Source organism: Burkholderia singularis (assembly GCF_900176645.1).
Classification (GTDB): Bacteria; Pseudomonadota; Gammaproteobacteria; order Burkholderiales; family Burkholderiaceae; genus Burkholderia; species Burkholderia singularis.
The window spans coordinates 1-16,934 of sequence record NZ_FXAN01000074.1 but is presented as its reverse complement, the minus strand read 5'-3'; the positions used below and the strand labels follow the sequence as shown (position 1 = coordinate 16,934).

Sequence of the window (16,934 nt, the reverse complement as noted above, 5' to 3'; positions counted from 1 at the left end):
AACGGGATTGAGTGCCCCGCGCGGCGTTCCAGGCGCGCGTGCGCGGCAAACCAACGAATGGACGCACCGCGAACGCACGGGACGGGATGTGCGGCACGATATCGGCGTGAACTGACGATGATACGCGTGCCGCGCGGCGCTTGCATGTTAGCAGCACCCCGCAGCGGCTGCTCGCTTGCGTGTGTTCTTCGGCTGGATACACTGAAGTCGTAAAGGTTAAGGGCCGCATGGCGGTAAGCAAGACGAGGTGGGCAATGACGACGGCGATGGTGAAACAGGAACTGGCGGTGGCGTCGTTCAGCACGGTCTACGATATGGAGCGCGTCGAGACGGCGTTGAACGACTTGAACGAAGGCGCGAGCGACGCATTGCGCGCGACCTACGAGAAAATGCTGAAATCGGGGAATTTGCGTTTTTGCGTGAAGCCGACGCGGATGCCCGCGTTCGATTCGCTTGCCGAGGCGCTGCCGAATTTCGCCGAACCGCTCGACGACGTGCGCAAGCAGGTTGCGCTCTGTTTGGAAACCGACGACCGCCTCGAATTGATGCCGATTCTGCTGCTCGGCGCGCCGGGCATCGGCAAAACGCATTTCGCGAAGGCGCTCGCGAAAATGCTCGGGACCGCTTACCACTACGTGCCGATGAGTTCGCTGACGGCGGGCTGGGTTTTGTCGGGCGCTTCGTCGCAGTGGAAAAACGCGAAACCGGGCAAGGTGTTCGATGCGCTCGTCAACGGCTGCTATGCGAACCCGGTGATCGCGATCGACGAAATCGACAAGGCGGGCAGCGACGCGCAATACGATCCGCTCGGCGCGCTTTACGCGCTGCTCGAGCACGACACCGCGCGCGCGTTCGTCGACGAGTTCGCCGAGGTGCCGATCGACGCGGGCAACGTGATCTGGATCGCGACCGCGAACGATGCGCATGCGATTCCCGAGCCGCTGCTGAACCGGATGAACGTCTACGAGATCGAGCCGCCCGATCCGGCAGGCGCGCGCCGGATCGCGCAGACCATTTACATGGAGATCCGTAATGCGCACGCGTGGGGGCGGCGTTTTCCCGAGACGCTCGGCGACGATGCGCTCGACGTGCTCGCCGCGATGCCGCCGCGCACGATGCGCCGCACGCTGCTGCACGCGTTCGGCGCGGCGCGGCTCGATGGGCGCGACACCATCGCGCCGTGCGACATCGACGTCGACGAAAGCGCGGGGCGGCGCCGGCCGATCGGGTTTTAGCGCGGCGCGCCGGCGGGCGTGCTTGCGCTGGCGCCCGGTATGGCGCGTCGCGCGTCGCGCATCCATCGCGGGCGCGACGTACAATCGAAAATCCTGCTTTCAAGCGCGTGAGCGACGCGAATGACGATGGAGCGGATAGATTGTGTGGTGATCGGCGCGGGGGTGGTGGGTCTCGCGATCGCGCGCGAGTTGGCCGCGCGCGGGCGCGAGACGCTGATCGTCGAGGCGGCCGATGCGATCGGCACTGGAATGAGCGCGCGCAACAGCGAAGTCATACACGCGGGAATCTACTATCCGCGCGGTTCGTTGAAGGCGTCGCTGTGCGTGCATGGGCGCGATCTGCTGTACGATTTTTGCGAAACCCACAACATTCCTCATAAGCGTTGCGGAAAGCTGATCGTCGCGACATCGGCGGGACAGGCCAAGCAGTTGAAGGCGATTGCCGCGCGCGCCGAGGAAAACGGCGTGCTCGATCTGCTGACGCTGTCGCGCGACGAAGTGCAGGCGCTGGAGCCCGCGCTCGAATGCGTCGAGGCGCTGTTCTCGCCGGGCACGGGCATTGTCGACAGCCATCAACTGATGCTTGCGCTGCTGGGCGATGCCGAGCGCGGCGGCGCCGTATGCGTGCTGCGCTCGCCGGTCGAATCGGTCGACGCGGCGGGCGGGCGCTTCGTGGTGCGCGTCGGCGCAAGCGCGCCCGCCGAGATCGACGCCGCGTGTGTGATCAACAGCGCGGGGCTCGGCGCGCAAGGGCTCGCGCGGCGCATCGGCGGGCTCGATCCGCGCTGGGTGCCGCCGCTTTATTTGGCGCGCGGCAATTATTTCAGTCTGTCGGGGCGCGCGCCGTTCAATCATCTCGTCTACCCGGTGCCGGACCGGGCCGGGCTCGGCGTGCACCTGACGCTCGACCTGGCGGGGCACGCGCGTTTCGGGCCCGACGTCGAATGGATCGATACGTTGCGCTACGACGTCGATCCGCGCCGCGCCGACGCGTTCTACGCGGCAATCCGCACTTACTGGCCCGGCCTGCCCGACGGCGCGCTGCAACCGGCATACGCGGGCGTGCGCTCGAAGGTGGCGGGGCCCGGCGAGCCGGCCGCCGATTTCGTGATCCAGGGCGCTGCGCAGCATGGCGTGCGCGGGCTCGTGAACCTGTTCGGCATCGAATCGCCGGGGCTGACGGCGTCGCTCGCGATCGCGCAGCGCGTCGGCGAGATGATCGCGCGCGCTTGAGCGCGGCGCGCGCGGCCGGTGCGGCGCGTGGGCGCCGGCTGTTGGCGAATCCTTTATCTCCGGCATCACTCGCGCCACAGCCACGCGCATGAAGCGTATGCTTACTTGTGCTGACGAGGGTCCGTTCACGCTAAACACGAGCGGGCAGGCGAGCGCGTCTGGCCGCATAGAGGGCCGCCGCGCGCGTTGCCGCGGCTTTGAAACGTCGAGGCGGCGGGCGCGCAGCCCGCGATTGGCGTGAGCAGCCTCCGGAAGCGACAACCCCACAATATATATAGTTGGAGCGAATTCCCATGAAGACGTCTCGCAGGGTTTTCCTGATGACGAGTGTCGGCGCGCTGTCGGCACTCGCGTTGACGCGCGAAGCGTTCGCCGCCGATCTGCCGATGCTGGCCGAAACCGATCCGACCGCCGGCGCACTCGGCTACAAGTCCGATGCGACCAAGGTCGACAAGGCGAAGTACCCGAAATACGCGGCCGGCGAGACATGCTCGGGCTGCATGCTGTATCAGGGCAAGAAAGGCTCGGCGTCAGGGCCGTGCGGCGCGTTCCCCGGCAAGCAGGTCTCGGCGAAGGGCTGGTGCAGCGCGTTCACCAAGATGGCTTGACGATCGCGCGTCGCGGCGCGCGGCAACCCCGCGGCGGCGCCTTTCGGCCGTGCAAACGCCCGTTGTCCGTCGACACCGGGCGTTTTTTTATCGCTTGAAATCGGTTCCGCCGCTTTCTACACTCGCTGACGGCGGCATGCATCGCAGGCGCGCGTTGGTCCGGCGCACGACGACAACGAGGGGCGGAATGGCAACGGTTGCGGCTTCGACGAAATCGGCAGGGCGCGCGTTGAGTCGGCGTGCGGTGGCGGCGGCCGTGATCGGCAACGCGCTCGAATGGTACGACTTCACCGTGTTCAGCTTCATGGCGGTCGTGATCGCCGAGCTGTTCTTTCCGACGTCGAACGAATATTCGGCGTTGCTGCTCACGACCGCGACGTTCGGCGTCGCGTTCTTCATGCGGCCGATCGGCGGCATTGTGCTCGGGCTCTACGCGGATCGCGCGGGGCGCAAGGCGGCGCTGTCGCTCGTGATCCTGCTGATGACGGCGGGTATCTTCCTGCTCGCGTTCGCGCCGACTTATGCAGCGATCGGCGTCGGCGGGCCGTTGCTGATCGTGCTTGGGCGTCTGTTGCAAGGATTTTCCGCCGGAGGCGAATTCGGCAGCGCGACCGCGTTGCTGATCGAGGCGGCGCCGCTGTCGCAGCGCGGCTTCTACGGCGGCTGGCAAATGTCGAGCCAGGCTGCGGCGCTGCTCGTCGGCGCGCTCGCCGGCGCGGCGGTGACGCGCGGGCTGTCGGCCGATGCGCTGCACGCATGGGGCTGGCGCGTGCCGTTTCTGCTCGGGCTGCTGATCGGGCCGATCGGGTTTTATCTGCGCCGGCATCTGGTCGATTCGGAGGCGTTCGTGCACGCGCGCGATCGCGCGCCGCGCGTGACGCTGCGCGAAGTGTTCGTGCGCCACGGGCGCGCGCTCGCGTGCGGGCTTGGCTCGGTGATCGCGCTCACGGTGACGATCTACGTGCTGATCAGCTATCTGCCGACGTTTGCGGTGAAGCAACTGAAGCTGCCATACGCGCAGTCTTTCTATGCGGTGATCGCCGGCAACCTGCTGTTGACGGTGCTCTCGCCGCTCGCGGGCGCGTGGTCCGATCGGATCGGGCGCAAGGGCTTGTCGCTGTGGGCGCTCGGGCTTACGCTCGTGCTGATCTATCCGCTTTTCGTCTGGCTCGACGCGCAGCCGAGCATCGCGCGGCTCGTACTCGTTCAGGCGATTCTGTCCATTACGCTGGCGGGCTATTACGGGCCGTTCGGCGCGATGATCGCCGAGTTGTTTCCGACCAATGCCCGCTCGACCGGGTTGTCGATCGCGTATAACGTCGCCGTGATGCTGTTCGGCGGCTTCGGGCAGTTCATCGTCACCTGGCTCATCAAGGCGACGGGTACGCCGCTTGCACCCACTTATTATGTGATGACGGGGCTTGCGTTATCGTTCGTCGCAATCGCGTGCGTGCCCGCCAAACGCGCCGATCAGGGCAGGTAGCGCGCATGCACCGGGGCGCCGCCCGGCGCGCCGGGCGATGCGGCGAGGGCGTTTTGCCGCCGCACCGGTATTTTTCTCCAGCTTGTTGCCGTTACGAAAGCTCAAGTAATATCCGGCTACGCCGGCCCAGCCGGCCCCGAACTGGAGACTGGAGGAAATAATGGAACATAAACGACTGCTGCGCGCCCTGCGTGTTACCGCCACGGCGGGCGTCGCAGCGGCATCGCTCGGCATCGCGGGCTCTGCATTCGCGCAGATCCCGAACAAAACGCTCGTCTACTGCTCAGAAGGCAGCCCGGCGGGCTTCGATTCCGCGCAATTCACCACCGGCGTCGATTTCACCGCGGCGACGTTCCCGATCTACAACCGCCTCGTCGAGTTCGAGCGCGGCGGCACCAAGGTCGAGCCCGGCCTCGCCGAGAAATGGGATATCTCCGCCGACGGCAAGGTTTATACGTTCCATCTGCGCCACGGCGTGAAGTTCCACACGACCGAGTTCTTCAAGCCGACGCGCGAATTCAATGCGGACGACGTGGTGTTCACGTTCGAGCGCATGCTCGATTCGAGCCAGCCGTTCGCGAAGGCGTATCCGGTGTCGTTCCCGTACTTCACCGACATGGGGCTCGACAAGCTGATCGCGAAGATCGACAAGGTCGATCCGTACACGGTGCGCTTCACGCTGAAGGAGCCGAACGCGCCGTTCATCCAGAACATGGCGATGGAGTTCGCGTCGATTTTGTCGGCTGAATATGCGGACCAGTTGCTCAAGGCCGGCAAGGCCGCCGACATCAATCAGAAGCCGGTCGGCACGGGCCCGTTCATCTTCCGCAGCTACACGAAGGACGCGACGATCCGTTTCGATGGCAATCCTGACTATTGGAAGAAGGGCACGGTGAAGATCTCGAAGCTGATCTTCTCGATTACGCCGGACCCCGGCGTGCGCGTGCAGAAGCTCAAGCGCAACGAATGCCAGGTGATGAGCTATCCGCGCCCGGCCGACATCGCCACGCTCAAGAGCGATCCGAACATCGACATGCCGTCGCAGGCGGGCTTCAATCTCGGCTATCTCGCCTACAACGTCGAGCACAAGCCGCTCGACAAGCTCGAAGTGCGCGAGGCGCTCGACATGGCGATCAACAAGAAGGCGATTCTCGAGTCGGTCTATCAAGGCGCGGGTCAGGCCGCATCGGCGCCGATGCCGCCCACGCAGTGGTCGTATGACAAGAATTTGAAGACCGCCGCCTACGATCCGGCGAAGGCGAAGGCGCTGCTCGCGAAGGCGGGCTTCCCGAACGGTTTTTCGATCACGCTGTGGGCAATGCCCGTGCAGCGCCCGTACAACCCGAACGGCAAGCTGATGGGCGAGATGATCCAGGCCGACTGGGCGAAGATCGGCGTGCAGGCGAAGATCGTCACCTACGAATGGGGCGAATACATCAAGCGCGCGCACGCGGGCGAGCAGGACACGATGCTGATCGGCTGGACGGGCGACAACGGCGATCCGGACAACTGGCTCGGCACGCTGCTCGGCTGCGACGCGATCAAGGGCAACAACTTCTCGCGCTGGTGCTACAAGCCGTTCGACGAGCTGGTGCAAAAGGGCCGCGTGACGTCGGGACAAGACGCTCGAACGAAGATCTACACGCAGGCGCAGCAGATCTTCGCGCAGCAGGTGCCTTTTACGTCGATCGCGAACTCGACCGTCTATCAGCCGGTGCGCAAGAACGTCGTCGATATGCGCATCGATCCGCTCGGCTATGCGCGCTTTGACGGCGTGAGCGTGAAATAACGGCTAAAACGCGCCGGCGGCAGGCCGATGCACGATAATGACCGGCGACGAGGGGCCATGAGCCTCTCGTCGCCGGTCGCACATTTCCCACAAGAAAATATCGAGAAGCGTCATGTTCCGATTCGTTCTGCGCCGCGTGGGCATGGTGATTCCGACTTTCGTCGGCATTACGGTGCTCGCGTTCGCGCTGATTCACCTGATACCGGGCGACCCCATCGAAGTGATGATGGGCGAGCGCGGCGTCGATCCCGCGATGCACGCGCAGGCAATGCATCGCCTCGGGCTCGACGAGCCGCTGCCCATCCAGTACCTGCATTACGTCGGCCGTGCGCTCAAGGGCGATCTCGGCACGTCGATCATCACCAACACCAGCGTGATGAGCGAATTTCTGGCGCGCTTTCCCGCCACCGTCGAGCTGTCGATCTGCGCACTTGTCTTCGCGCTCGTCGTCGGGCTGCCCGCCGGCGTGTTCGCGGCGCTCAGGCGCGGCACGCTCGTCGATCACGGCGTGATGGGCACCGCGCTTGCCGGCTATTCGATGCCGATCTTCTGGTGGGGCTTGATCCTCATCATGGTGTTTTCCGCGTATCTCGGCTGGACGCCCGTGTCGGGGCGCATCGCAGTCGAGTACGAGATTCCTCATACGACAGGCTTCATGCTGATCGACACGCTGATTTCCGGCGAGGAAGGCGCGTTCGCGTCGGCGGTGAGCCATCTGATCCTGCCCGCGATCGTGCTCGGCACGATTCCGCTCGCGGTGATCGCGCGGATGACCCGCTCGTCGATGCTCGAGGTGCTGCGCGAGGATTACATCCGCACCGCGCGCGCGAAGGGCTTGTCGCCCGCGCGCGTCGTCGTCGTGCACGCGCTGCGCAACGCGCTGATTCCGGTCGTCACCGTGATCGGCTTACAGATCGGCACGCTGCTCGCGGGCGCGGTGCTGACCGAGACGTTGTTCTCGTGGCCGGGCGTCGGCAAATGGCTGATCGACGCGATCGGCCGGCGCGATTACCCGGTCGTGCAAGGCGGGATTTTGATGATCGCGACGCTCGTGATCGTCGTGAACCTGGCTGTCGATTTGCTGTACGGCGTGCTCAATCCGCGCATTCGCCATACGAGGTAATCGACATGCATTTTCCTACTCGTATCCGTTCGTTGCCCCAGCCGCCGGCTGGGGCGGCGGCACTCGGCCGCGCATGCGCGGCATCGCGGGAGGCGTAATGAGCGATATTCAAAACGCGATGCCGCCGCAGGCGGCCGCAGTCGGCGCTCGCGCGCTCGCGCTGCGCGAATTCTGGGCGAACTTCTCGCGCAATCGCGGCGCGGTCGGCGCGGGCGTCATCGTGCTCGTGCTCATTGTCGTCGCGCTGTTCGCGCCGCTGATCGCACCGCACAGCCCAATCGAGCAATACCGCGACTACGTGAAGATTCCGCCCGCATGGCTTGCGGGCGGCAACTGGCAATTCGTGCTCGGCACCGACGAAGCCGGCCGCGATATTCTGTCGCGGCTGATGTACGGCGCGCGGATGTCGTTCTGGATCGGCTTCGTGTCGGTCGTGCTCGCGCTGATTCCGGGCATCGTGCTTGGCCTCGTCGCCGCGTTTTTCCAGAAATGGGCCGATACGCCCGTGATGCGCGTGATGGACGTGCTGCTCGCGCTGCCGTCGCTGCTGCTCGCGGTGGCGGTCGTCGCGATCATCGGGCCGGGGCTTACCAATACGATGTTTGCGATCGCGATCGTCGCGCTGCCCGCATACGTGCGCCTCACGCGCGCATCGGCGCTGGGCGAGCTGCAGAAGGAGTATGTGACGGCGTCGCGCGTCGCGGGGGCGGGCACGCTGCGGCTGATGTTCTCGCAGGTGCTGCCGAACTGCACGGCGCCGCTGATCGTGCAGGCGACGCTCGGCTTCTCGTCGGCGATTCTCGACGCGGCCGCGCTCGGCTTTCTCGGCCTCGGCGTTCAGCCGCCAACGGCCGAATGGGGCGCGATGCTCGCGTCCGCGCGCGACTATATCGACAACGCGTGGTGGATCGTCACGATGCCCGGCCTGTCGATCCTGATTTCGGTGCTGGCGATCAATCTGCTCGGCGACGGGCTGCGCGATGCGCTCGACCCCAAACTCAAACGGATGGCCTGAATGAAGCGATTTCCACGTTTTCGTCGTTCGCCGCGCGGCGAACGGGCGGTCAGCACTTTGGTAGCCGCCGGCGAGCATTGATATGAGCAATCTATTGACGATCCGCAATCTGGCGGTGAATTTCAACGGGCTGCCGGCCGTGGCCGGCGTCGATTTGTCGATCGCGCGCGGCGAGGTGGTCGGCGTCGTCGGCGAATCGGGCTCGGGCAAGAGCGTGACGATGATGGCGCTGATGGGCCTCATCGACGCGCCCGGCATTGTCAGCGCCGACGAGGTCACGTTCGACGGCATCGATCTGCTGAACGCGAGCCCGAAGGCGCGCCGCAAGATCATCGGCAAGGACGTTGCGATGGTGTTCCAGGATGCGCTGACGAGCCTGAACCCGAGCTATACGGTCGGCTATCAGATCAGGGAAGTGCTGAAGCTGCACGAGGGCCTGCGCGGCGATGCGCTGAACAAGCGCGCGCTCGAACTGCTCGACCAGGTCGGGATTCCCGATGCGAAGAACCGCATCGATACATTTCCGCACCAGATGTCGGGCGGCATGAATCAGCGCGTGATGATCGCGATGGCAGTCGCGTGCAATCCGAAGCTGCTGATCGCCGACGAGCCGACAACCGCGCTCGACGTGACGATCCAGGCGCAGATCATGGATCTGCTCGTCACCCTGCAGAAGGAGCGTGGCATGGCACTCGTGCTGATTTCGCACGATCTCGCGGTGGTGTCGGAAGTCGCGCAGCGCGTCGCGGTGATGTACGCGGGCGAGATCATCGAGACGAACCGCGTGCCGGATATCTTCGCGCATCCGCATCATCCGTACACCGAAGCGTTGCTCGCGGCCATTCCCGAGCACAACGCGGGGGCGAAGCGGCTGGCCGCGCTCGCCGGCATGGTGCCGGGCCGCGACGACCGGCCAAGCGGCTGCTTGTTCGCGCCGCGCTGCAAGTACGCTGCCGACGATTGCGCGAAAGCGCATCCGGCGCTCGCCGAGCTGGCGCCCGGCGCCGCGATGCGCGCGCGCTGCATCCGGCCGCTGAATCTGCGGGCGGCCCACACTGAAGGAGGCGCGCAATGAACGCCATTCTCGACGCGCGCGAGCCTGCCGTGCGCGACGACGTCGTGCTTATCGCCGATCGGCTCGCGAAGCACTACACAGTCAAAAAAGGGATGTTCGGGCAAGGCACCGTGAAGGCGCTGAACGGCGTGTCGTTCACGCTCGCGCGCGGCAAGACGCTTGCGGTCGTCGGCGAATCGGGCTGCGGCAAATCCACGCTTGCGCGGCAGCTCACGATGATCGAGCCGCCGAGTTCCGGCCATCTGTCGATCGACGGCTGCGATGTGGCGGGCGCGGGCCCGGCGACGATCGCCGAGCTGCGCCGCCGTGTGCAGATGGTGTTCCAGAATCCGTTCGCTTCGCTGAACCCGCGCAAGACCGTCGAGCAGACGCTTGCCGAGCCGCTTGCGATCAATACCCGGCTCACCGTGGCCGAGCGCACGCAACGGGTCGCGCAGATCATGCGCACGGTCGGCCTGCGGCCCGAGCACGCGAAGCGCTATCCGCACATGTTTTCGGGCGGCCAGCGCCAGCGCGTCGCGATTGCGCGCGCGATGATCCTCGAGCCGCAGATCGTCGTCGCCGACGAGCCGGTGTCCGCGCTCGACGTATCGATCCAGGCGCAGATCCTGAATCTCTTCATGGATCTGCAGGATCAGTTCAAGACGAGCTACGTGTTCATCTCGCACAACCTCGCCGTGGTCGAGCATATCGCCGACGACGTGATGGTGATGTACTTCGGCAGCGTCGCCGAGCTTGGCGACAAGAAGACGATCTATGCGCGGCCGCGCCATCCGTACACGCGCGCGCTGATGTCGGCGACGCCCGCGATCTTCGAGGCGGATCGCAAGATCCAGATCAAGCTGCAAGGCGAATTGCCGTCGCCGCTCAATCCGCCGTCGGGCTGCGCGTTTCATCAGCGTTGCCCGTATGCGGTCGAGCGCTGCCGCGCTGACGAGCCGAAGCTGCGCGACGTCGACGGCCGGCTCGTTGCGTGCCACCGCGCCGAGGAGGTGGGGGACGTGCATGCCTGAAGCGGTTGCGGCGCGCAGTGCCGTGCGCCGTCCGCGCCGGATGGGCCGGCGTGCAGCGCCGCCCGCCGGTTTGCCGATTCGATGCTGGCGCGCGCGGGCGCTCGTGGGCGCCGCGCTCGTCGGCGCATGCGTGACGGGCGGTATCGCGTGGCCGCCCGGCGATGCGCGCGCGGCGGCCGCGGCCGCGACAGCGCCCGTGCCGCAATCGACGATTCCGTCGCCGGGCTTGTCGTTGCCGGGGTTTCACGTGCCGCCGCCCGTGTCGTCGAACGGCACCGTCGCGAGCGGCTCGGTGCGCACGCAGCCCGCGCGGATGCCGTTCTATGTCGCGACGAAGGGCAAGGTCACGCTCTATCTGCTCGGCACGCTGCATGTCGGCGATCCGGCCGACTATCCGAGCACGCAGCCGTTTCGTCAGCCGATTCTGGCGGCGCTCGCTGCGTCGCCCACGCTGGCGCTCGAATTGTCGCCGGACGATCTGCTCGAATCGCAGGACGACGTGTCGAAGTACGGCATCTGCAATTACGCGTGCCTGCCGAGGCTGCTGCCTGCGCCGCTATGGCAGCGGCTCGCGGGCCGGCTGCGCGGCAATGCGGCCGCGCTTGCCGGCATTCGCAACATGCGGCCGTGGCTGGCGGCGCTCGTCGTCGAAACCTACGATTCGCTGTCCGCGGGGCTGCAAACCGAATACGGCACCGAGGCGCAGCTGCAGAATATCTTTTTGCGCAAGAAGGGCGGCAAGGTCGTCGGGCTCGAGACGCTTGCCGAGCAGATGCGCGCGTTCACCGGACTCACGCTCGCGCAGCAGCGCGAGATGCTGGCGCAGGATCTCGTGCAGACGCCCGCGCAAAATGCCGATGACGTGCGTGCCTTGCATCGCCTCTGGCGCATCGGCGATGCAGACGCGATCGCGGCGTGGGCGGTGGCGAAGACCGAGCGGCTCGCGCGCGCGAAGCCGATTGCCGAGTCGATCGACAACAAGATCGTCTACGAGCGCAACCGCCGCTTCGTTGCGAGGATGACGGCGATCGCCGGGCCGAACAGGCCGCTGTTCGTCGCGATCGGCGCGCTGCATCTGGGCGGGCCGAAGGGCGTGCTTGAACTGCTGAGGGCGCAGGGGTATCGGGTGGACGCGGGCTGAGGGGCGGCAGCGCGCTCAACGGTGTGCCGGTGCGTACCGCCGGCTGCTGCCCGCGGCGTGGTCCATGCCGTGAAGGAAACCGATTTGTGCCGGTTCGCGCCGATCCTCCGGCCGGTTGCGGCAGGCGATTCGGACGATGCGGCCCCCCGAGCCCATCGCAACATCATGAGCGCGCGCTTTGCGCGTAGCACGCGCCTTCGCTCATCGAAACATCAACGCATTCAGCAACACGATATTCGTCGCGAGCAACGCCAGCGCGGTCGGAATTTGCACGCGGATCACGCCGTTCTTGTCCGGCAGCTCGAGCAGCGCGGCAGGCACCATGTTGAAGTTGGCCGCCATCGGCGTCATCAACGTGCCGCAGTAGCCGCTGAACATGCCGATCGCGGCCATGACGGCCGGATCGCCGTGGAATCCGCCGACGAGAATCGGCACGCCGATTCCGCCCGTCATCACCGGAAACGCGGCGAAGCCGTTGCCCATCACCATCGTGAACAGCGCCATGCCGATGCAGTAGACGGCAACCGCGATGAGCCGGTAGTCGAGATTCACGTAGGCGATCGTCAGATGCGTGACCGCGCGGCCCACGCCCGCCTCTGCGAAGACGAGCCCGAGCATGCCGAGCATCTGCGGCAGCGCGGCCGCCCACGACAGCGCGTCGACGAGGCGCCGCGCCTCGTGCAGCGACTGGCCGACGGTGCCGCGCGTGATTCGGCACGCGATGCCGAGCGCGATCACGCAGCCGATCCCGAAACCGATCAGCGTGACGTTTTTCGGCTCGACGAGTGGTGCGCCACCGATGTGCAGATGGCTCGCCGCAAGCGTGATCGCCACGGTGACGAACGGGATGGCGAGCGCCGGCACGAACAACCGGTTGCCGATGCGCGCCGCGCTGGCGCGGCGCTCGCTGTCGGACGGCAGCCCGGCTTTACCTGCCGTCACGCCGCCGCAGCCGGCAATCAGGGCCATCACGATGGCGATCGCGCCGACCCATTCGACGGGCAGCCGGTCGCCGGCGACGAAGACGAGCGCATACAGCAGCCAGAAGCCGCTCGCCATGAAACGGCGCGGATGCGAGCGATCGGCGATGATCGTCGCGCTGACCGCGAGCAGCACCGCGCCGGCGAGCCAGTAGAGCGCATGGATGGTGAGCGTCATGCGCGATCCGCCCGGCGGGGAGTGGCTTTCGCGTCCGCTTCGGGCGCGCCGCGCCCGGCTTGACCCGCGTGCTGCGCGCCATCGGCCGCGGGCGGCCCGTCTGCGTGTCGAGCGGCGGCGAGGCCGCCCAGTTCGCGTTCGAGTTGCCGGTCGAGGCGCCAGAGCCTGAAGCCGTGGATCGCGAGTGCGGCGAGCGCGGTCGGGATGCCCCACAACGCGACGTGCATCGGCTCGACGCTCACGCCCGCCTCCTTGAGGAACGTCACCATCAGCACGATCGCGCCGAACGCAACGAAGATATCCTCGCCGAAAAACAGGCCGACGTTGTCGGTCGCGGCCGCGTAGGCGCGCAGCCGATGACGGGTCGCGTCGGGCAGCGGGCCGAAGCGGTTTTCGGCGGCGCCTTCGGCCATCGGCGCGATCAGCGGGCGCACCATCTGCGGATGGCCGCCGAGGCCGGTGAGGCCGACGGCCGCGCTCAGCTCGCGCACGATCAGATAGATGATGAGCAGACGTCCGGCGGTGGCCGCGCGAATCCCCGCGATCCAGGTTTGCGCGCGCTCGCGCAGCCCGTGCCGCTCGAGCAGCCCGATCACGGCGAGCGGCAGCAGAATGATGAGCGGGATGTTGCGGGTTTTCAGAAAGCCCGCGCCGATGGCGGCAAGGATCCGCGCGGGCGGGAAGTGTGCGCTCGCGGCCGTCGCGATCGCGGCGAGCGCGACGATCAGCATCGGATTGAAGCGCAGCGCGAAACCGGCGACGATCACGGCGACGCCGACGAGCGGCCATAGGCTGACGGTGTTCGACATGGGCATATTTCCTGACATGGGTGGTCGAGCACCGTCTTTGCGCGACGGTGGGGAAGCCGGGGACCGGGATTGGATGCCGGAGCGTGCGCTTCATCGGCGTGGGTACGCGCGGTGTGCAAGCCCGTCGAGATCCTCGTCTGGACGGGTATTGTGGCAAAGTCGCGCGGGATTTCCCAGCGCGGCCACATGCGGCGTGCGATGCGCTAACTCGCGCTCGGGCCAAAGGCGGGCACGCGCATCGCGGAGGCGCCAATCAGCGCGCTCGGACGTGCGGACGTGGGCGCGCGCGAAAGGCGGTTGCGTCTACGCCGCGCCGGGCGCCTGCACGCTGATGCCGGCCGCGTCGAGCGCTGTACGGATCCGGCGCGCGAATGCGAGCGCGTGCGGCCCGTCGCCGTGCAGGCAGACCGTTTGCGCGTCGAGCGGCACCCATTCGCCCGTCACCGCACGCACGCGTCGTCCGCGAATCATCTCCAACGTGCGGGCGAGCATCTCGGCTTCGTCGTCGACGAGCGCGCCGGGTTCGGTGCGCGGCACGAGCGAGCCGTCGGCGCGGTAGCCCCGATCGGCGAATACCTCCTCGATGGCGGCGAGCCCCACGCGTCGCGCGGCGGCAATGAAGCCGCTTTTCGCGAGCCCGAACACCGCGAGCGACGGATCGAAATCGCGGACTGCCGAGATGACCGCGTCGGCGATCGCCGGATCGCGCGCGGCCTGGTTGTACAGCGCGCCATGCGGCTTCACGTGCGCAAGATGTCCGCCTTCGGCCAGCGCGATCGCCGACAGCGCGCCCAGCTGATAGAGCACGCCCGCGTAGATTTCGCACGCGGGCAGGTTCATTTCCGTGCGGCCGAAGTTCTCGGGATCGTGAAAGCTCGGATGCGCGCCGATCGCGACGCCCTTGTCGAGCGCCCAGCGCACGCAATCACGCATCGCTTGCGCGCTGCCCGCGTGCCAGCCGCATGCGATGTTCGCCGACGTGACGAGATCGAGGAGTGCCTCGTCGGAGCCGCAGCCTTCGCCGAGGTCGGCGTTCAAATCGATATGCATGGCGTTCGCATTCCCAGGTTCGGCGCCGGCGCGCGTGCGTTCTCGCCGCCGGCTCATCAAGCGGCTGCGCCGCGTGCGGCAAGCGCACGCTCGCGCGCCTCGTCGCGCATTTCGATGGCGACATCGATTTGGCGCAAATACGCGCGCTCGGCGTCGAGCGCCGCGCGCGCGGCGTCTGCCGTCACGCGGACAAAGCGGATCGGCAGGTTCAGCCGCGCCTGCGCGAGTTTCCACAGATCCGCGCGGATCACCGAGCCGATCCGCGGATAGCCGCCCGTCGTTTGCGCATCGTTCATCAGCACGATCGGCTGGCCGTTGCCGGGCACCTGGATCGTGCCGGGCAGCACCGCGTGCGACAGCAGATCGTCGCACCCGTCACGCGCGAGCGCCGTGCCCGCGAGCCGGTAACCCATCCGGTTGCTGCTCGGCGTGACGATCCATTCGTCGTTCCAGAACGCCTGCTGTGCGGCCGGCGTGAAGCTCGCGTACTGCGGGCCGGGCAGCACGCGCACGGGCATCGCCCACGACGCATGCGTGTGTTTGTGGCGGCGTGCCGTGTCGACGCGCGCGAACGAACACCAGGCGGGCGCTTTCAGGCCGAATTCGGGCGCGCCGGGCGCGACGCACCCGGGCGCGTCCGGCGGCGGCGCGCCGGTCGGCAGCCGGTCGCCGTCGCGTAACACGCGCCCGCCGAGTCCGCCGAAATGCGATGCCAGATCGGTGCTGCGCGAACCGAGCATCGGCAGCACGTCGATGCCGCCCATCACGCATAGATAACCGCGCATCCCGCGCTTCGCGGCAGGCAGCGTGAGCGTCTGCCCGGCCGCGACGGGCACGCTCCACCATGAATAGACCGGCTTGCCGTCGAGCGTCGCGCCGAATTCGGTGCCGGTGATCGCAATGCGCGTGGCGCGCGGGAAGCGGAACGACGCGGGCCCGAGCGTGATTTCGATCGCCGCGGCCTCGGGCCGGTTGCCGACGAGGCGATTGCCGACTTCGAGCGCGAGCGTGTCGAGCGCGCCGCTCTGCGCGACGCCGAGATGGCGGTAGCCGTGGCGTCCGAGATCCTGGACGCTCGAAAGCGGCCCGGCGCGCAACACTTCAATGCCGCCCGTGGCGTGGCTCGATGTCATCCGGTATGTACTCCCGCAACGGTGAAGCGCACGCGATCGCCCGGTTGCAGCAGCGTGGGCGGCGTGCGCGCCGGGTCGAACAGCGTGAGCGGCGTGCGGCCGATCAGTTGCCAGCCGCCGGGCGCCGCGGCCGGATAGATGCCGGTCTGCTCGCCGCCAATGCCCACCGAGCCGGCGGGCACTTCGACGCGCGGCATCGCGCGTCGCGGCGTATGCAGCGCGCTTTCGAGGCCACCCATGTAGGCGAAGCCCGGTTGGAAGCCGAGGAAGAACACGATATAGCTGCCGCCCGCATGACGCCGCACGATTTCGTCGGCGGCAAGCCCGGTGTGTTTGGCGACCGCGTCGAGGTCGGGGCCGAATTCGCCGCCGTAGTCGACCGGAATCTCGATTTCGCGGCTGCTCTCGGCAACGCCGTCGGCGTCGCGCCACGCGGCTTTCATTAGCGGTGTAAGTGCGTCGGCGGTGGTCGCGAGCGGATCGAACACGATGGTCAGATTATTCATGCCGGGTACGACGTCGACAACGTGCTGCCAGCCCGTCGCCGCGTGCGCGACCGCCCAGACGCGGCGCTGGCATTCCAGCGTCGCGGGAGGCGGCGTCTCGCAGACGATGGCGGTATCGCCGAGCGGGTAGATGCGTGGAGTGATCATCGATGGGAGGCTGGCGGCATTGGGCCGTGTCACGAATAGATTACCAACAAAATGTTGACGGCTTGCCGCCGAAGGCGACCGGAGGATTCCGGCACGGAATTGTACGGCGCGCATGCCCATGCGAACTTCCGGCGCCGGGCGCACGCTTGTCGAACCTCGTTCGAGGGCATGTTTATAACACGCTCCCCCGCCCGTTCGGGCGGCAGGCGCCGCCGTGCATGCCGGGCATTTCGCCGGCGCGCGACGCGGCGCACGCGCGCGCCGCGTCGCTGGCGTGTCGCGAGGCCGTTGGAGACGGGCGAAGGCGAAGGCGAAGGCGAAGGCGAAGGCGAAGGCGAAGGCGAAGGCGAAGGCGAAGGCGAAGGCGAAGGCGAAGGCGAAGGCGAAGGCGAAGGCGAAGGCGAAGGCGAAGGCGA

The 16,934-nt window shown here is 67.0% G+C and carries 15 protein-coding genes; 10 read left to right on the top strand and 5 right to left on the bottom strand.

What is annotated here, in order from left to right:
• Positions 1-254 precede the first annotated feature (254 nt).
• The 10 genes from BSIN_RS16700 (at position 255) to BSIN_RS16655 (ending at position 11,715) form a co-directional block, all read left to right on the top strand.
• Complete coding sequence (locus tag BSIN_RS16700; protein WP_059517344.1) at positions 255-1,235, top strand: AAA family ATPase; 981 nt, start codon at positions 255-257, stop codon at positions 1,233-1,235.
• Positions 1,236-1,355: 120 nt separating this feature from the next.
• Complete coding sequence (locus BSIN_RS16695; protein WP_089341331.1) at positions 1,356-2,468, top strand: NAD(P)/FAD-dependent oxidoreductase; 1,113 nt, start codon at positions 1,356-1,358, stop codon at positions 2,466-2,468.
• A 293-nt stretch (positions 2,469-2,761) separates the two neighbouring features.
• The gene (locus BSIN_RS16690) at positions 2,762-3,076 is read left to right on the top strand and encodes a high-potential iron-sulfur protein (protein WP_059517348.1); all 315 of its coding nucleotides are present in this window, start codon (positions 2,762-2,764) and stop codon (positions 3,074-3,076) included.
• Positions 3,077-3,263: 187 nt separating this feature from the next.
• Entirely contained in the window at positions 3,264-4,559 is a 1,296-nt protein-coding gene (locus BSIN_RS16685) for an MFS transporter (RefSeq protein ID WP_089341330.1), read from the top strand.
• Positions 4,560-4,719: 160 nt separating this feature from the next.
• Complete coding sequence (locus BSIN_RS16680) at positions 4,720-6,348, top strand: ABC transporter substrate-binding protein (protein ID WP_089341329.1); 1,629 nt, start codon at positions 4,720-4,722, stop codon at positions 6,346-6,348.
• A 112-nt stretch (positions 6,349-6,460) separates the two neighbouring features.
• On the top strand, positions 6,461-7,471 hold the full coding sequence (locus BSIN_RS16675; protein WP_089341328.1) for an ABC transporter permease subunit: 1,011 nt from the start codon (positions 6,461-6,463) through the stop codon (positions 7,469-7,471).
• 97 nt (positions 7,472-7,568) lie between these two features.
• Positions 7,569-8,486 (top strand): ABC transporter permease subunit, encoded by a 918-nt coding sequence (locus tag BSIN_RS16670; protein ID WP_089341327.1) that lies wholly within the window; start codon positions 7,569-7,571, stop codon positions 8,484-8,486.
• Between the two features lie 82 nt (positions 8,487-8,568).
• Entirely contained in the window at positions 8,569-9,561 is a 993-nt protein-coding gene (locus tag BSIN_RS16665; RefSeq protein WP_089341326.1) for an ABC transporter ATP-binding protein, read from the top strand.
• The gene (locus tag BSIN_RS16660) at positions 9,558-10,574 is read left to right on the top strand and encodes a peptide ABC transporter ATP-binding protein (protein WP_089341325.1); all 1,017 of its coding nucleotides are present in this window, start codon (positions 9,558-9,560) and stop codon (positions 10,572-10,574) included. Before BSIN_RS16665 ends, BSIN_RS16660 begins: the two co-directional genes overlap by 4 nt.
• A 40-nt stretch (positions 10,575-10,614) precedes the next feature.
• Positions 10,615-11,715, top strand: a complete 1,101-nt coding sequence (locus BSIN_RS16655; protein ID WP_369828192.1) for a TraB/GumN family protein — start codon at positions 10,615-10,617, stop codon at positions 11,713-11,715.
• A 201-nt stretch (positions 11,716-11,916) separates the two neighbouring features.
• On the opposite strand, the gene BSIN_RS16650 is transcribed toward BSIN_RS16655, so the two are convergent.
• The 5 genes from BSIN_RS16650 to pxpB all read right to left on the bottom strand — a co-directional run bounded on the left by BSIN_RS16650 (position 11,917) and on the right by pxpB (position 16,518).
• Entirely contained in the window at positions 11,917-12,873 is a 957-nt protein-coding gene (locus BSIN_RS16650; protein ID WP_089341323.1) for a DUF979 domain-containing protein, read from the bottom strand.
• Positions 12,870-13,682: a DUF969 domain-containing protein gene (locus BSIN_RS16645; protein WP_256583836.1), complete on the bottom strand. Its 813-nt coding sequence runs from the start codon at positions 13,680-13,682 to the stop codon at positions 12,870-12,872. Before BSIN_RS16645 ends, BSIN_RS16650 begins: the two co-directional genes overlap by 4 nt.
• Positions 13,683-13,985: 303 nt before the next feature.
• Entirely contained in the window at positions 13,986-14,732 is a 747-nt protein-coding gene (gene pxpA, locus BSIN_RS16640; protein ID WP_089341346.1) for a 5-oxoprolinase subunit PxpA, read from the bottom strand.
• Positions 14,733-14,788: 56 nt separating this feature from the next.
• On the bottom strand, positions 14,789-15,865 hold the full coding sequence (locus BSIN_RS16635) for a 5-oxoprolinase subunit C family protein (protein ID WP_089341322.1): 1,077 nt from the start codon (positions 15,863-15,865) through the stop codon (positions 14,789-14,791).
• A complete protein-coding gene (pxpB, locus tag BSIN_RS16630; RefSeq protein WP_089341321.1) occupies positions 15,862-16,518 on the bottom strand; it encodes a 5-oxoprolinase subunit PxpB in 657 nt (218 codons plus the stop codon). Before pxpB ends, BSIN_RS16635 begins: the two co-directional genes overlap by 4 nt.
• Positions 16,519-16,934 lie beyond the last annotated feature (416 nt).

What these genes read in the sequence shown, in the direction of transcription:
- pxpA (WP_089341346.1), bottom strand. Translation starts at nt 14,732, where the DNA reads ATGCATATCGATTTGAACGCCGACCTCGGCGAAGGCTGCGGCTCCGAC.
- BSIN_RS16695 (WP_089341331.1), top strand. Translation starts at nt 1,356, where the DNA reads ATGACGATGGAGCGGATAGATTGTGTGGTGATCGGCGCGGGGGTGGTG.
- BSIN_RS16685 (WP_089341330.1), top strand. Translation starts at nt 3,264, where the DNA reads ATGGCAACGGTTGCGGCTTCGACGAAATCGGCAGGGCGCGCGTTGAGT.
- pxpB (WP_089341321.1), bottom strand. Translation starts at nt 16,518, where the DNA reads ATGATCACTCCACGCATCTACCCGCTCGGCGATACCGCCATCGTCTGC.
- BSIN_RS16675 (WP_089341328.1), top strand. Translation starts at nt 6,461, where the DNA reads ATGTTCCGATTCGTTCTGCGCCGCGTGGGCATGGTGATTCCGACTTTC.
- BSIN_RS16670 (WP_089341327.1), top strand. Translation starts at nt 7,569, where the DNA reads ATGAGCGATATTCAAAACGCGATGCCGCCGCAGGCGGCCGCAGTCGGC.
- BSIN_RS16655 (WP_369828192.1), top strand. Translation starts at nt 10,615, where the DNA reads ATGGGCCGGCGTGCAGCGCCGCCCGCCGGTTTGCCGATTCGATGCTGG.
- BSIN_RS16650 (WP_089341323.1), bottom strand. Translation starts at nt 12,873, where the DNA reads ATGACGCTCACCATCCATGCGCTCTACTGGCTCGCCGGCGCGGTGCTG.
- BSIN_RS16665 (WP_089341326.1), top strand. Translation starts at nt 8,569, where the DNA reads ATGAGCAATCTATTGACGATCCGCAATCTGGCGGTGAATTTCAACGGG.
- BSIN_RS16690 (WP_059517348.1), top strand. Translation starts at nt 2,762, where the DNA reads ATGAAGACGTCTCGCAGGGTTTTCCTGATGACGAGTGTCGGCGCGCTG.
- BSIN_RS16680 (WP_089341329.1), top strand. Translation starts at nt 4,720, where the DNA reads ATGGAACATAAACGACTGCTGCGCGCCCTGCGTGTTACCGCCACGGCG.
- BSIN_RS16660 (WP_089341325.1), top strand. Translation starts at nt 9,558, where the DNA reads ATGAACGCCATTCTCGACGCGCGCGAGCCTGCCGTGCGCGACGACGTC.
- BSIN_RS16645 (WP_256583836.1), bottom strand. Translation starts at nt 13,682, where the DNA reads ATGTCGAACACCGTCAGCCTATGGCCGCTCGTCGGCGTCGCCGTGATC.
- BSIN_RS16700 (WP_059517344.1), top strand. Translation starts at nt 255, where the DNA reads ATGACGACGGCGATGGTGAAACAGGAACTGGCGGTGGCGTCGTTCAGC.
- BSIN_RS16635 (WP_089341322.1), bottom strand. Translation starts at nt 15,865, where the DNA reads ATGACATCGAGCCACGCCACGGGCGGCATTGAAGTGTTGCGCGCCGGG.